Raw genomic sequence first — 14,774 nt, forward strand, 5'->3', positions numbered from 1 at the left:
CCCACAGCTCTGAGCGGAACGCCGGATGACCACGGGGTTCCGCACGCTCGGTAAGCCGTTCACCACGTTCCTCGTCGCAGAAACTGTCAGTGCGGCAGGCACGATGGTCGCTGTCGTTGCGCTGCCGCTGATCGCGATCGAGCAGCTGCAGGCGTCCGCATTCGTCGTCGGACTGCTCGAAGCGCTCCAGTGGTTGCCTGCTGCGATCCTCGGCCTCCTTCTGGGCGCCCTGGTCGATCGAAGCCAGCAACGCTGCCGCATGATCCTCGTAACGGCGAACTTTGGTCGGGTGGCGAGCCTCAGCGCCGTCCCTGTGGCAGCGCAGCTCGAGCTGCTGACGCTCCCCGTGCTGTTGGCGCTTGCCTTCACGACGGGAGTGTTCACCGCGATGTCCCAATCAGCCTTCACGCCGTATCTGCGCCAGGTTGTTCCGTCGAACGACTATGCATCGGCGACGGGGTCGATGCAGGCGGGGCGCTCGGCGGCCCGGGTAGTAGGGCCGGCCGTTGGTGGTCTCCTGGTCGCGCTGATCGGCGCCTCCAACACGCTGTTCATCACCGCGGGTTGCTTTCTCATCTGCGCTGTGGCGCTCCTGACGATCGTCGGTCAGGCCGCTCCGCCGCCGCCACCCCGACGGCGACTCACGATTGAGATCGGCGAGGGGTTGGGAGCCCTGCGCTCAAGCCGAATTCTGATGTGGATCACTATGGGCGCCGCGACCGCCAACCTGCTTCTCTCCGCCAGCGGTGCACTAGATATCCTGTACCTCTCGCGAGACCTTGGTGTCGCTTCGGACACCATCGGATTCGTCCTTACCGCGGGCGGTGTCGGCGGGCTGACTGCGGCGCTCGTCAGTGGGAGACTCATCAGCCGCTATGGGCTCGGCAAGGTGGCGACCTTTGCGTTCGTCTTCACCGCTCCCTCGTCGTTGCTGTTGCCTGCGACGCAATCGGGCTCGTCCGTCGCGCTGTTCGCTGTCGGTGTGTTCACGGTGAGCTTCGGAATCGCGCTCGGCGGCGTGGCGCTCATGACGCTCCGGCTACATTTCACGCCGCCGCATCTCCAGGGGAGAGTCAGCTCCGTCTCTCAAGTGTTGAACGCTGCGACGATCCCGGTCGGAGCCGTCTTGGGCGGTGCGATGGCCGAGCTCCTGGGCACACGCAGCGCGTTGGTCGTGCTCGCCGTCGGATACATAGCGTTTGCGATCGTGTTCGTCTGTAGCCCTATACGAACTGTCGTGCCGGTGCCGAATCCTGGTCAGGTCGAGAATCCAGCGTCTTCGGCTACCAAGGGAACGGACTGAGTGCACGTCTCTGGCACGGAACACGCCAAAGGCGCCACGGAGTCGCGAGAATGTGGCGGTCGAAAGCACCGCGAAACGGGGGATAGCTGTGTGGAGGGGCTGACGGGAATCGAACCCGCGCTGTCTGCTTGGGAAGCAGAAGTTCTACCATTGAACTACAGCCCCGTACCCGCCCGAGAGCAGGTGAGGGCAAGCCTACCTGTGTCTCGGGCGTTGGCCAAAGCCCGGCTCAGAGTCGCGTGTCGACCAGGCGCTGCCGCTGTCGCCCGAGCGCTTCGATGCCGATCTCGACGACGTCCCCGGAGCGGAGGTATGGGTAGCGGCCCGACAGCGCGACGCCCTGTGGCGTGCCCGTATTGATCAAGTCGCCCGGTTCGAGCACGAGGTACTGCGACAAGTGGTGCACGATCTGCGCCACGGTGAAGATCATGTCTGCGGTGTTCGAGTCCTGACGGGGTTCGCCGTTCACGGTCGACCAGAGTCGCAGTGCCTGCGGGTCGACCTCGTCTGCGGGCACGAGAGCCGGGCCGAGCGGATTGAAGGTCTCCGCGTTCTTTCCCTTCGACCACTGCCCGCCGGACTGCTCGACCTGGAACGCGCGTTCGGAGACATCGTGCGAGACGACGTATCCGGCCACGTGTGCGAGTGCCTGTTCCGGGCTCTCGAGGTATCGCGCCCGGGTGCCGATCACCACACCGAGTTCCACCTCCCAGTCCACCTTCTCCGCGCCGGGCGGAATCATCACGTCGTCGAATGCTCCGATGATCGTGTTGGGGTGCTTGTGGAAGAGGATCGGCACGACAGGCGGAGCATCGCCCGACTCGGCCGCATGAGCGGCATAGTTCTGCCCGATGCACAGCACCGCCATCGGACGGGCGATCGGTGGGCCGACCCGCAGCGCCGCAGCACCGTCGAGTTCGGGGAGAGCGCCGGCAGCGAGGGCTTCACGGGTACGGGCTATCCCGTCGCGAGCGAGGAAGGCGCCATCGATGTCTTCAGTAAGGACGGTGAGATCGTGGACGCGGCCGTCCTGGCGCACGGCGGGTCGTTCGGCGCCGGCCGCCCCGAGTCGGAGGAATTCCATGTGTCGTGTCTCCAGGTTCAGTGTGTGTAGGGGCGGTGCTTGTCGATCGTGTCGGAGAGCTCGACACCGAAGCCGGGAGTCTCCGGAACCTTGAGCCGGCCCTTCACCGGAACGGGCTCGCCGACGAGCATCGGAGAGAACATCGGGACGATCTCCTCGGCGGTCGGATGCATCATGAGGAACTCGGCGAATGGGCTGTTCGTCCGCGTCACGACGAAGTGGTACGAGTACACGGATGAGCCGTGTGGAACGACCATGGTGCCGTGGGCGTCGGCGAGGGCGGAGATCTTCAGTAGCTCGGTGATGCCGCCGCACCATCCCACGTCGGGCTGGATCAGATCGACGCCGGTCTCGAGCAGCTGTCGGAACCCCCAGCGAGTGGCCTCGTGTTCGCCGGTCGTGATCAACATCGACGCCGGTGCCCGCTTGCGCAGTTCTGCGTATCCCCAATAGTCGTCGGGGATGAGCGCCTCCTCGATCCATTTGAGGCCGTAGTCGGCAGCGGCATGGGCGAGGCGCGTCGCGTAGTCGACGTCGAGCGACATCCAGCAGTCGTACATCAGCCAGAAGTCATCGCCGACCCTCTCCCGCATCTCGGCCAGCAGAGCGATGTTCTTCCGCATCCCTTCCTCGCCCTCGGCAGGGCCGTGGTGGAGCGGCATCTTCCCACCGATGAACCCGAGCTCCTTCGCACGATCGGGGCGCGCGCCCGTGGCGTAGAACTGGAGCTCGTCGCGCACCGAGCCACCCAGCAACTCGAACACCGGAACCTGCCGTACCCGGCCCAGCAGGTCGTAGAGGGCGAGATCGACGCCGCTGATCGCGTTCAGGACCACGCCTCGACGCCCGTAATACAAGGTCGACTTGTACATCTGATCCCAGATGCGTTCGATGTCGGTGATCTTCCGACCCTCGAGGAATCGAGCGAGGTGTTTCTCCACGATGAATGCGCCGATCTCGCCCGCGGTCGTCACAGAGAACCCGACCGTGCCGTCGCTGGCCTCGATCTCTACCACCAGGGTGCCCAGCACGTTGAGCCCGAAACTCTGGCGCGACTGCCGATACTCCGGGTAGACGCTCATGGGAGTCGCGATGTGATCGTCGATCCAGTGGTCGGCTTCTTGGTCGTGGTAGTCCGCCCCACCGCCGCGGACGGTGTAGGCGCGGACCTCGCGGATGGTGGGAGTGCCGGTCATCGTGTCGTTTTCTCTCGGTCGAACCGGACAAGGACCTTGCCCGGGGTGCCGTCGCCCGCTGCGAGGGCGGTGAAGGCGTCGTCGGCGGCGGAGACGTCGATCTCGCGGCTGATCAGCGCTCGATAGACCTCCGGTTCGGCGCCGATGATCTCGGTGGCGTCGGTGAAGTCATCTGATCCATACGTGAAGCTGCCGATGAGCGATCTCTCCTCGGTGCTGACGAGAAAAGCGTCGATGCTCACCTGCGGGGCGCCCATCCCGACCAGGCAGATCGGCGCTCCGAGGGTCGTGCTGGTCAACGCGTCACGCAGCGTAGGAGTGATTCCCACCGCGTCCAGAGCAGCATCGACGAGGCCTCCACGCGCCCGGAGCTGGTCGGCGATCGGACCATCAGCGGGATCTATGGTCTCGGCCCCGAGGTGCTGGACGAGCTCGCGGCGAGCGGCGTCCATCTCGCTCACGAACACCGTCCCCGCGCCCGCATCACGCAGCGCGATCACGATCGATTGCCCGATCGGGCCGCCGCCGATAACGAGCACCCGGCCGAGGCGTCCGGCAGGGAGGCGGCGCACGGCGTGCACGGCCACGGCGAGCGGCTCGATCAGTGCGCCCAGTTCGATCGGCAGACCATCGGGCAGTGCGACCACGTTGCGTCCGGGCACGACGACGTAGTCCGCGAACGCAGCGGGGACGTCCCGCGCCACCCCGATGACGTGCTTGCCGGGATGGTGCTGCTCGCGCCCGGCGAAGGCAGCCGCATCCGCGGCCGGAACGACGACCGGATTGAAGGTCACCGGGGTGCCCTCGGCGAGACCGTCCACCTCCGCCCCGGTGGCGGCGATCGTCCCGCTGGACTCGTGCCCCATCACCTGGCCGGGAAAGCGTCGGCCATTCTCTCCGGTGTACCCGTGGACGTCGGATCCGCAGATCCCGGTCGCCACCACGCGGATGAGCACTTCGTCGGGGCCCGGGGTCGGGATCGGGGCTTCGTGGACCTCGAGGCGTCCGATCTCGGTGAGGATGAGCTCGCGCATGAGGGTGTCTCCTTTTCTGCCGGACGCGGTCAGCGTGGGCGGGCTGTGGTGGTTGTGGTGAGTCCGATGCCGTCCGTCTCGCGAACGGCGGGGCTCACGACCCGGCTCAGGGCGATGAGGGCGGCGCCGGACAACGCGATGATGGCCAAGATGATGAGTCCTGCGTTGTCGCCGAAAGTGGCGTCGGCCCAGTTCTTGAGAATCGGCGCGAGGAAGCCGCCGAGACTGCCGAGCGAGTTGATGAGCGCGATGCCGCTCGCCGCGGCAGCTCCGAGGAGGAACGAGGTCGGCAGCGTCCAGAACACCGGCTGCACCGAGATGAATCCCGCGGCGCCGACGCTCAGAGCCGCCAGCGCGATGAGCGGATCCTGGATCACGGCGGACAGGACGATCCCGACCCCCGCGGCGGCGAGTGCGCACGTCGCGATGAGGCGACGCTGGCCGGTGCTGTCCGCGAGCCGGGAGAGCATGAAGGTGACGATGAGCGCGAACGTCCATGGCACGGCTGTCAGCAGGCCCACCTCGAGGCCGACGGGTTTGCCGACGATCGTGGCGATCTGAGTGGGCAGGTAGAAGGTCACGCCGTAGACGCTCATCTGGATCGTCAGGTAGATCGCGGCGAAGTAGAGCACGATCGGGTTCCCGAGCGCGCGCAGAGCGCCCCGTGGCGAGTGGTTCTCCTTGGCGGAATCCTCTGCCTCGAGGGCGGCCAGCAGGCTCGAGCGCTCGCTTTCACGCAGCCACTTCGCGTCCTTCGGGCCGTTATCGAGGTAGAAGAAGGCGACGACGCCGACGAGCACGGTGAGGATGCCGGTCACCAGGAACATCAGCTGCCAGCCGTGGATGCCGACCTTGTCGTCCAGGTCGAGCAGCATGCCGGACAGCGGTCCACCGAAGATGAACGCGAGAGGTGCGCCGAAGTAGAAGAGTCCATTGACGCGCGCGCGGAACTGCAGCGGTACCCAATACGTGAGGAACAGGATGACACCGGGGAAGAACCCGGCCTCGGTGATGCCGAGGAGAACCCGCAGCCCGTAGAAGATCCACTCGTTCGTGGCGAACACCATCAATGAGGACACGATGCCCCAGGAGATCATGATGCGAGCGAGCCAGATCTTGGCTCCGACCTTGCGCATGATGAGGTTCGACGGCACCTCGAAGAGGGCATAGCCGAGGAAGAAGATGCCGGCGCCGAGGGCGTAGGCGGCATCCGAGATCCCGGTATCGGCTTGCCAGGCCGCCTTGGCGAATCCGAGGTTGGCTCGGTCGAGGAAGGCGAGGATGTACATCAGGAGCAGGATCGGGATCAGCCGGAGCGTGACCTTGCGGACGATGGCGGCCAGTTCGGGCCGCACGGAGGACGGGGTGGACATCAGGGCATCTCCATTGACGAGGGAATCCAATGCGTTCACGTATATGAACGAGATGTCTCAGACCTGAACGCGCGATAGTGTGGCACACGTTCGCGTCGGACACAACGCAGCCATCGAGGGAGATATGACGGACACCGCGCAGGCCCCCCTTGCCGTGAAATCCGCCGGTCGGGCTCTGGAGATCATCGAGCACCTTGCGACGACCGAGGGTCAGACCTTCCCTGCGCTCCTCGCTGAACTGGGATTGCCGCGGTCGAGCGCGCATGGGCTGCTCCGCACGCTGGTCGCCGCGGGGTGGGTCGAATACGACGTGTCGAGCAAGCGGTACTCGCTGGGGCTCAAGGCCTGGCAGATCGGGCAGCGATACGACGGGCACAGTCTGCTTCTCGAATCGGGGCCAGCGCTCATGCGTGCGCTCACCGACGAGACGGGAGAAACCGTGCAGATGGCGCGGCTGGACGGCGTGGAGAACGTCTATATCGCGATCAGTCCTTCGCCGAACCCCATGCGCCTGGCGTCGAGTGTGGGCATGCGCCTCCATGCGCACGCAACCGGCATCGGGAAGGCTCTGCTGAGCACGCTCGGCGACGACGACGTGATCCACCGCCTGCATCAGGTCGCGATCCCGCGGCTCACGGCCCGGACGATCACCGACCCCGACGACATCCTCGCCGTCATCGAGAAAGGGCGTGATGTGGGCTACTTCGTGGATGATGAGGAGTTCATCGAGGGCTGCAGATGCGTGGCGATGCCGCTGACGTGGCCCGAGGAGACGGGCGTCGCCGCTGCGGTGAGCATCACGATGCCGACCAGTCGCACTGACGAACGATGGCCGCACTCGATGGTGGAACCTCTTCGACGTACCGTGCTGCGCATTCGAACCGGGATGCGCCTCCACGGTCTCGCTCCCGGCAACTAGGCTGAACCCGTGCTTCTCAGCGACCGCGACATCAAGGCAGAACTCGCATCCGGCCGCATCGGCCTCGAACCGCGCGAAGACGGGATGATCCAGCCGTCGAGCATCGACGTGCGCTTGGACCGGTACTTCCGGCTGTTCGACAACCACAAGTATCCGTTCATCGATCCTTCGGTCGACCAGCCGGAGCTCACGCGCCTGATCGAGGTCGACCCCGACGAGCCGTTCATCCTGCACCCCGGCGAGTTCGCGCTCGGGGCGACGTTCGAGCAGGTCACGCTGCCCGACGACATCGCGGCACGTCTCGAGGGCAAGTCGTCCCTCGGGCGCCTCGGGCTCATCACCCACTCGACCGCGGGGTTCATCGACCCGGGGTTCACCGGGCACGTCACGCTCGAACTCGCGAACGTCGCGACCCTTCCCATCAAGCTGTGGCCGGGGATGAAGATCGGCCAGCTCTGCTTCTTCCGCCTCACCTCGCCCGCTGAGAACCCGTACGGCTCCGGCCCCTACGGAAACCGGTACCAGGGTCAGCGCGGACCGACCGCCTCCCGGTCGTTCCAGAACTTCCATCGGACGGATGTCGGCACGACCGACATCGGAGCAGTCGGAGGCTGAGATGAGCGATGTCAGCGGCACACCCCCGGAAGAGCCGGTCGTCCCGGACGAGCCGGGCGCCCTCCCGGACGAGCCGCTGATCCCGCCCGCCGACGTCGTCATCCCGCCGCCCCCACCCGAGATCCCGATCCCGGAGGGTCTGCTGACCCCGCCACCCGCGGACATCCCCTCCGACGTATCCGCGTCCGACGCGGTGATCCCGCCGCCTCCGCCCGCGACGCGTCGTGGTTCCGACCGTCCGCGTCCGACTCCGGCCATCCTCGAGGGGGAGCCGCCCGCCGCGGTCGCCGACGACTGGGCGCTGCCCTCCGTCGCCCCGGAGGTTCCGACATCGGGCGGCTACCGCGTGCTCACTGTCGTGATCTTCGCCTTCCTGTTCTTGCTCTTCGTCGCCGCGATCATCGTGGGCGTATACCTGCTGAACACCACGACCTTCCCATTCGCGGGCGCAGACGTCGCCGGTGTCGATCTCGCGGCATCGATCTCGTTCGCGTCGATCGCGTAGGCGTCGCCTGAGGTTCAGGCCCGCTTCGGCAGCTGCCGGCGCCGGAGGGCCGCCGACGCCACGGCGACCAGAGTGCCCACAGCCACGCCGATCACGGTCTCGATCGCGCGGTCCTGCAGCAGCATGTCGACCGGTGTCGGCGCGGCGAGGTGCACCATGAGCAGTGCGAGCGGGGTGATGAACACCATCGCGATGCCGTAGTTGCGGCCGACGAACAGTTCGGCGGCGGCCTGCAGCACGACCACGAGGGCGATGACGGCGAGCGGCGGCAGGTCGATGGCGAGGATGCCTGCTGCGACCAGGACGCCGAGCAGGGTGCCGACGAGGCGCTGGATGCCGCGGATCACCCGGGCATTCAGCTGCGGCCCGCTGACCGCGGCGACCGCGCCGACGGCCGCCCAGTACCAGTGCGAATCCATGATCAGCAGACCGGCGAAGCCCGCACCCACGATCGCGATGCCGACCGACACCGCCATCTCCCCGGCGATGGGACCGACAGGCTGCCGGGCTTTCAGCGCCACATCCGCGGTGCTGCGCGTGAAGATGCCGACCAGCGCGGTGATGGCCAGCCCGAACAGCACGCTCGGCCCGCCGACCACGAGCACGTCGCCGAACGAGGCGGCGGTGGCCGGGATCGTGGCGCACGCCCCGACCGCGAACACCGGGAACAGCGGCCCCGGCGGATGCCACCGCATCGTGTAGGCGAGCAGGGTGACGGCGGAGGCGATGACCGCGACGACGAGGATGCTGACCGCGGCGGGAGCGGTGAGCACCGACAGCGCGGTACCGATGAGCATCGAGGCGAGGATCACACCACCCGCGCTGGCCTGCATCCGAATGCGATCACGGAACACGTCGTGGCGCCCGTAGAGCGCGGCGAAGGCCCCGAAGCTCGCGTAGATGCTCAGGTCGAGGCGTCCCAGCATCCACAGCACGAGCAGCGGCACCGCCACACTGACCGCGGCGCGCAGCGCCACCCGGTGGTCACCGCGGTGCGGTTCGACGCGCAGAACGCCGGTCCACACTCTTCCCCGGGAATCCGCCACCGATCCAGCCTACGTCGCCCTCGGAATCCTTCGACGCGGTCAGGGGGTATGCGCCCGTGACAAGGGCGACGACCGCATCGAGCGTGGCATCCGCCGACAGCACCCGCGTGTGGCCGAGACCCTCGGTGCGGACGAGGCGCGAGCGGTCGCCGTGGACATCGTGCAACCGGAGGGAATCGTGGTCGGGCATGCGCCGGTCGTCACGGTCGTGCACGACGAGGAGTGCGGTGCCGGCAGGGAGCGGATGACGGGCGGCGTCATAGCGCGCTGACACCTCGGACCGATCCATGCCGAGCCTCCGACGGAACCGCTCGGAGAGGCGCGCCGTCGTGGCGTCGTCGAGGCGGAGGTCGTCGGCGAACCGGGCGACGAAGGCGTCGGGACTCGCGGCTCCGGCGATCGCGACGACCGCCGGAGTGGGAACGGTCGACCGCGCGATGGTCAGTGCGGCCAAGGCGCCGAGCGAGTGTCCGATGATCGCGTCGAACGGTCCGTGGTCGGTCTGCAGCTGCTCGGCGGCATCGATCCAGTCCCGGATGTCGGTGCCCCGCCCGGGCGAGGCGCCGTGGGCCGGGGCGTCGAACGCGATGACACGGAACCCTTCGGCGACGAGCTCTCGCACGAGCGGTGCGAACTGCGAGGCCCGCCCGCGCCATCCGTGCAGGAGCAGGAGGGTTCGTGGCCCGGCGCCCCATTCGTACGTGGCGACGTCGACGCCGCCCACGGTGATTCCTCCGCGGCGCGCGTCGGCGTGGGTGGGGGCATCCGCCTCGCGCACCGCCATCCGCGGAGTCGTCGTGAAGAACAGGCGGTAGGCGATGTCGCCCGCGATCCGGGGCGAGACCGCGGCGGCGGTATGGATGCTGCGGGCGAGCAGCGCGGGAACGGACGGCATGAGAGCTCCTTCGCCAGAACAATACGAACGATCATACGTATATTAGGCGAACGATCGTTCGTATACTAGGCGGATGGTGGAGAGTGCGGTCGTGGACGGGCGGAGAGCCCGCGGCGATGCGTCGCGACGCATCGTGCTGCAGAGCGCGACCGACCTCGCGTCGGTCGAGGGCCTCGACGGGCTGACGATCGGCCGCCTCGCCGAAGCCTCGGGGTCGAGCAAGAGCAGCATCGCCACGCTCTTCCAGAGCAAAGAGGGACTGCAGCTGGCGACGGTCGCCGCTGCCCGCGAGATCTTCACGGCCCGGATCGTCGAGCCGGCGCGCGCATACCCCCGCGGGGTGCACCGTCTCGCCGCGCTGCTGCGCAACTCGCTGACGTACTCGAAGGACCGTGTCTTCACCGGCGGGTGCTTCTTCGCCGCGACCGCCGCCGACGTCGACTCGAAATCCGGACCGGTGAGCGATGCCGTACGCGCGGCGCTGGTCGACTGGTACGGCTATGTCGAGGCGCAGCTGCGTCACGCGGCGGACGCGGGCGAGGTCGATGCCGACCCCGAGGTGCTCGCGTTCGAGCTGGTCGCCCTGAATGAAGAGGCCAACTCGCGCTCACTGCTGTTGGACGACGCGCGACCGTATGCGCTCGCCGCCGCGGCGATGCGTGCCCGGCTGCGCGCGGCGGGTGCCGACGAGTCGGCCATCGCTCTGCTCGAGCTCTGAGGACGCGAAACGCCCCACCCGATGGGTCGGGTGAGGCGCTTCGCGGACGTTCTTCTCGCGGTCAGGCGTCGCGACCGCGGGTGAAGCCCGCGTCGAAACCGCGCTCGAACGCGTGCTGAGCGATGCGCTCCGCACGGTGCGGACCGTGTCCGCGGTGACCGTGGTCGCCGTGGTCGCCGTGGTCGCCGTGACCCGGGTGTCCGTGTCCGCGACCGCGGTGACCGGCGCCGGGCTCGCCGTGGCGGCATCCGTGCTCGGCATCCGCATCCGCGCCGAAGCCGTGTCCGGGGCCGAATCCGCGCCCGAACGGGCGTCCGAATCCGCGCGGGAAACCGCGTCCGTGGCGCGGGCCGCCGAAGCCGTGTCGGCGTCCGCGGGGGAGAGGGGTCTCCTCGTCCCATCCGAATGCGCGGGCGATCTTCTCGAGCGACGCCAGCGTGGTGGCCATCTCCTCGGGGGAGACGGCATCGCTGACCTTCGCGCGGATCTCGTCGACGATGGCGCCGAGGCGTTCCTTCGCTGCGCGGCCGTCGTCGGTGAGCGTCCAGCCGTCTCCCTCGGGGGAGACCCAGCCGCGCTCGACGAGTCTGTGCATCTTGTGGCCGCTCAGCGGACGGTCGGATGCGACGGTGCCGTCGACGATGTTGAGGAGGCGCCAGTCGCGACGACTCGCATGCTCGCTGTCGAAGGCGGTGGCGAACTCGGCCGCCATGAGGCGGTCGGCGGCCTTCAGCCAGTAGCCGAAGGGGCGGTCGGTGTTCTCGGGGCCCTGCGCGGGCCCGTTCTGTGATTCAGAGGTGTTCATGGGAAGTCCTTTTTGTCGGTGTCGATTTGATGTCAGTGTGCATGTGTATGTCACAGTGCATGTACATGTAGTGTGACATGAACTCTCAATGCATGTCAAGTCGCATGTAAAATCGAATGGTGACCACCGAATCGAACGACGCCGCACCGAACGACGCCGCACCGGATCCCGCCGAAGCCATCGCGCAGGCGTTGTCCCGCCTGCGTGGTCGGCGACCCGGCGAGCGGGGTCCCGGGGGAAGAGGAGCGGACGGCCGCGGTCGCGGTCACGGCGGCCCCCACGGCTGGCACGGCGGCCCGCACGGTGACCGTGACGGTGGGCACGACGGCGACGACCCCCACGAACACTTCGCGCATCACCGCGGCCACCCGGGGATGCCTCCGTGGATGGCCGACCCGTCCGGTCGGCTCGGCGGCCCGGCCCGCATGCGCATGCTGGAGGCGCTGGCCGCGGCATCCGCCCCGCTGAGCGTGAGCGACCTCGGTGCGGCGATCGGCGTCGACCAGCCGCGCGCTTCCCGCCTGGTGCAGCAGGGCGTGGAGCGAGGGTTCGTGCGCCGTGAGGCCGACCCCGACGACGCACGTCGCACGCGCATCGCCCTGACCGACGAGGGCCGACGCCTCGCCCGCGGCATGCGGGGGGAGCGTCGCGAGATGCTGACGACCGCGCTCACCTCGTTCACCGACGACGAGCGCATCGAGCTCGCCCGACTGCTGAACAAGCTCGCCGACAACTGGCAGCGCTGAGCGCAGGGCTCGGCCCGCGCTGCGGGGTCTGCCTAAGCCGAAGCGAACTCCGCCGACGGCTCGTCGTCGACCGACAGCGACAGCACAGCGGTCTCGACGGCTTCGTGCTCCTCGATCCGCTGTTCCAGATCACGCAGTCGCCGCGCCACATCGTGCTCACGCGCATCGCCGGCCAGGTCGACCTCGGCGACGATGAAGAGGCGGTTCGGCCCCACGTATTCGATGTGCAGGTAGGTCACCCGCTCGATCTGCGGCAGGCCGAGCAGCGCCTTCCCCACACGCGCCCTCAGCTCGGGTGCGGCCGTCGCGCCCACGAGGAACGCGATGTTCCGGCGGATGAGGATGATCGCCACCACGCCGAGGAGCACACCGACCAGGATCGAGCCGATGGCATCCCAGGCGGCGACGCCGGTGATCTGGTGCAGGAGGATCGAGCCTCCTGCCAGGACCAGGCCGATGAGCGCCGCCGAATCCTCGAAGAACACGGCTCGCAGCGTGGTGTCGCTCGTCTCCAACACGAAGTCCCAGGTCGACGAACCGCGCTCCTTCGCGAGTCGGCGGGACTTCACCATCGCCTGGGTGAACGACGCACCCTCGAGCACGAACGAGATCCCCAGCACGATGTAGGCCACCATCGGGCTCTCCACCGGACCGGTGTCGGAGAGCTCCTGGATGCCGTGCATGATCGACACGATCGATCCGGCCGTGAAGATCCCGAACGCGGCGATCAACGACCATACGAAAGCGTTGCGCCCGTAGCCGAGCGGATGCCGCGCATCCTTCGCCTTCGCTCCACGGCGGTCGGCGATGAGGAGGAACACCTCGTTCCCCGCGTCCGCCCATGAGTGCGCGGCCTCGGCGACCATCGATGCCGACGAGGTGATGATCGCGGCGACGGTCTTCGCCACCGCGACGAGGATGTTGGCGAGGAAGGCGAGGAACACGGTCACGCGGTCAGGCTACTCCCGCCACGCGACACGGGCGTCAGCGCGGCGCTTTCACCGGCAGCAGGAGCAGGAAGCCCGCGATCAGGACGATCACGATGCCGAGGATGCCGAACGCCGTCTGGGCGGTGAGCACGATCAGGAGCGTCCACGCGCCGGAGGCCATCCAGCTCGCGGCCCGACCGGTCGTGGCGTACAGCCCGAAGATCTCACCCTCGCGTCCGGCCGGGGTGACCCTCGCGAGGAAGGAGCGGGCGGAGGCCTGTGCGGGACCGACGAAGGCGCAGAGGATGAGTCCGCCGATCCAGAAGACGATGGTCCCGCCGTCGCGCAGGAAGAACACGCCGAGACCGGCGACCACCATCGAGCCGAGCGACAGCAGGATGATCCGCTTGGGGCCGAACCGGTCGTCGAAGCGTCCGGCGATGATCGTGGAGATGCCCGCGATGAGGTTGGCGGCGATGCCGAAGATCACGATGTCGAGGAAGGCGAAGTGGAAGACCGTCGACCCGATCACGGCGCCGAACGCGAAGACGCCGCCCAACCCATCGCGGAACACGGCGCTCGCGAGCAGGAACCAGAACGTCGGCCGCGTCTCGGGGGAGCGGTAGAGGCCGATGACGTCCTTGACCAGCAGGCCGTAGGAGGCGAAGAAGCCGACCTTGCGCTCGGGGCGGCCGAGGGAGGGCTCCGGCACGTTCAAGAAGATCGGGATGCTGAACACGATCGCCCAGACCGCGCAGCCGACCGCGATGATGCGGAACGGCAGTCCGCCGTCGGAGGGGAGGCCGAACCAGTCCATCATGTAGAAGACGATCACGATGACCAGGGCGATGATGCCGCCGAGGTAGCCGAACCCCCAGCCGAGTCCCGAGATGCGCCCCACGGTCTTGGGGTTCGCGATGCCGATCAGCATGGCATTCGAGTTGACCGCCGCGATCTCGCCGAACACCGAGCCGGCCGAGATCAGTGCCACGCCGAGCCAGAAGAGCGTGGGGGTGGGCTCGACGAACCAGAGCCCGAACATGCACAGGATGAGCGCGCCCGTGCCTATGCCGAGCCAGAGCTTCTGCCGTCCCGCCGCGTCGGCGCGCTGACCGAGCACCGGTGCGAGGAGCAGGATCGCGAAGGCCGCGATGGTGGAGCCGAGTCCCAGGCCTGAGGTGAGATCGGCGATGGCCGCCTCGTGCGCCCGGCTGTTCGGGTCGAGGGCGGCGACGTCGGCGGGGAGGAATGCGTCGGTCGTCAGGTACAGCGCCGTGAAGATGAACGTCAGGATGACGGTGTTGAAGGGCTGCGTCGCCCAATCCCACAGCGCCCAGGAGTAGACCTGCTTCTTCGGTGCCGGCGTCTCGCCGCGCAGGTCGAGGCCGACGACGGCCACGGCGCCGCTGTTCGCGGTCGCCACGGGCTCGGGCACGGCGCCGTGCCCCTCGGTTTCGCTCATTCTCGAAGTCTGGCGGTCCCCGGTGAACGCCCGGTGACGGCGCGCCGTACTGATATTCCGGGGTCACGCTCGTTCCGGTCGCAGCTCCTGCCGCGCGAACGCGCCGGAGGCGGCAGCAACTGCGACCGGAACGGAGGGACGGTG

15 protein-coding genes and 1 tRNA gene are annotated in these 14,774 nt (G+C 67.9%); 6 read left to right on the plus strand and 10 right to left on the minus strand.

What is annotated here, in order from left to right:
- Positions 1 to 25 precede the first annotated feature (25 nt).
- Positions 26 to 1,303, plus strand: coding sequence for an MFS transporter (locus tag GLO27_RS12865; protein ID WP_021201660.1), 1,278 nt, complete (start codon positions 26 to 28; stop codon positions 1,301 to 1,303).
- Positions 1,304 to 1,394: 91 nt separating this feature from the next.
- Here GLO27_RS12865 and GLO27_RS12870 read toward each other — a convergent pair.
- The 5 genes from GLO27_RS12870 to GLO27_RS12890 form a co-directional block, all read right to left on the minus strand.
- Positions 1,395 to 1,468, minus strand: a tRNA-Gly gene (locus GLO27_RS12870).
- Positions 1,469 to 1,532: 64 nt separating this feature from the next.
- Positions 1,533 to 2,387, minus strand: coding sequence for a fumarylacetoacetate hydrolase family protein (locus GLO27_RS12875; protein ID WP_167255233.1), 855 nt, complete (start codon positions 2,385 to 2,387; stop codon positions 1,533 to 1,535).
- Positions 2,388 to 2,404: 17 nt separating this feature from the next.
- Positions 2,405 to 3,583 (minus strand): L-rhamnonate dehydratase, encoded by a 1,179-nt coding sequence (gene rhmD, locus GLO27_RS12880; protein WP_021201662.1) that lies wholly within the window; start codon positions 3,581 to 3,583, stop codon positions 2,405 to 2,407.
- Positions 3,580 to 4,617 (minus strand): alcohol dehydrogenase catalytic domain-containing protein, encoded by a 1,038-nt coding sequence (locus GLO27_RS12885; RefSeq protein ID WP_167255235.1) that lies wholly within the window; start codon positions 4,615 to 4,617, stop codon positions 3,580 to 3,582. Before GLO27_RS12885 ends, rhmD begins: the two co-directional genes overlap by 4 nt.
- Positions 4,618 to 4,646: 29 nt before the next feature.
- Positions 4,647 to 5,990, minus strand: a complete 1,344-nt coding sequence (locus tag GLO27_RS12890; RefSeq protein WP_152525991.1) for an MFS transporter — start codon at positions 5,988 to 5,990, stop codon at positions 4,647 to 4,649.
- Positions 5,991 to 6,114: 124 nt separating this feature from the next.
- On the opposite strand from GLO27_RS12890, the gene GLO27_RS12895 reads away from it, so the two are divergent.
- From GLO27_RS12895 to GLO27_RS12905, 3 genes are read left to right on the plus strand one after another with little or no spacing between them, the layout of a single operon-like run.
- Positions 6,115 to 6,909 (plus strand): IclR family transcriptional regulator, encoded by a 795-nt coding sequence (locus GLO27_RS12895; protein WP_021201665.1) that lies wholly within the window; start codon positions 6,115 to 6,117, stop codon positions 6,907 to 6,909.
- Between the two features lie 9 nt (positions 6,910 to 6,918).
- Positions 6,919 to 7,524, plus strand: a complete 606-nt coding sequence (gene dcd / locus GLO27_RS12900) for a dCTP deaminase (RefSeq protein WP_021201666.1) — start codon at positions 6,919 to 6,921, stop codon at positions 7,522 to 7,524.
- A gap of 1 nt (position 7,525) precedes the next feature.
- Entirely contained in the window at positions 7,526 to 8,029 is a 504-nt protein-coding gene (locus GLO27_RS12905) for a hypothetical protein (RefSeq protein WP_040569863.1), read from the plus strand.
- A 14-nt stretch (positions 8,030 to 8,043) separates the two neighbouring features.
- On the opposite strand, the gene GLO27_RS12910 is transcribed toward GLO27_RS12905, so the two are convergent.
- Both GLO27_RS12910 and GLO27_RS12915 read right to left on the minus strand, forming a co-directional pair.
- On the minus strand, positions 8,044 to 9,075 hold the full coding sequence (locus GLO27_RS12910) for an FUSC family protein (RefSeq protein WP_040569864.1): 1,032 nt from the start codon (positions 9,073 to 9,075) through the stop codon (positions 8,044 to 8,046).
- Positions 9,014 to 9,970 carry an alpha/beta hydrolase gene (locus tag GLO27_RS12915; protein ID WP_167255237.1) on the minus strand — a complete coding sequence of 319 codons (957 nt, stop codon included), beginning with the start codon at positions 9,968 to 9,970 and terminating at the stop codon, positions 9,014 to 9,016. Before GLO27_RS12915 ends, GLO27_RS12910 begins: the two co-directional genes overlap by 62 nt.
- A 73-nt stretch (positions 9,971 to 10,043) precedes the next feature.
- On the opposite strand from GLO27_RS12915, the gene GLO27_RS12920 reads away from it, so the two are divergent.
- Positions 10,044 to 10,688 (plus strand): TetR/AcrR family transcriptional regulator, encoded by a 645-nt coding sequence (locus tag GLO27_RS12920; protein WP_136024658.1) that lies wholly within the window; start codon positions 10,044 to 10,046, stop codon positions 10,686 to 10,688.
- 61 nt (positions 10,689 to 10,749) lie between these two features.
- On the opposite strand, the gene GLO27_RS12925 is transcribed toward GLO27_RS12920, so the two are convergent.
- Entirely contained in the window at positions 10,750 to 11,493 is a 744-nt protein-coding gene (locus GLO27_RS12925) for a hypothetical protein (protein ID WP_167255239.1), read from the minus strand.
- A gap of 119 nt (positions 11,494 to 11,612) precedes the next feature.
- Between GLO27_RS12925 and GLO27_RS19830 the strand changes: the two genes are divergently transcribed.
- Complete coding sequence (locus GLO27_RS19830) at positions 11,613 to 12,239, plus strand: MarR family winged helix-turn-helix transcriptional regulator (RefSeq protein ID WP_318387525.1); 627 nt, start codon at positions 11,613 to 11,615, stop codon at positions 12,237 to 12,239.
- 32 nt (positions 12,240 to 12,271) lie between these two features.
- Here GLO27_RS19830 and GLO27_RS12935 read toward each other — a convergent pair whose 3' ends face one another.
- Positions 12,272 to 13,189 carry a cation diffusion facilitator family transporter gene (locus GLO27_RS12935; protein WP_167255242.1) on the minus strand — a complete coding sequence of 306 codons (918 nt, stop codon included), beginning with the start codon at positions 13,187 to 13,189 and terminating at the stop codon, positions 12,272 to 12,274.
- 34 nt (positions 13,190 to 13,223) lie between these two features.
- A complete protein-coding gene (locus GLO27_RS12940; protein ID WP_136024655.1) occupies positions 13,224 to 14,630 on the minus strand; it encodes an MFS transporter in 1,407 nt (468 codons plus the stop codon).
- Positions 14,631 to 14,774 lie beyond the last annotated feature (144 nt).

The organism is Microbacterium sp. Be9, assembly GCF_011754135.1.
Lineage (GTDB): Bacteria > Actinomycetota > Actinomycetes > Actinomycetales > Microbacteriaceae > Microbacterium > Microbacterium maritypicum_A.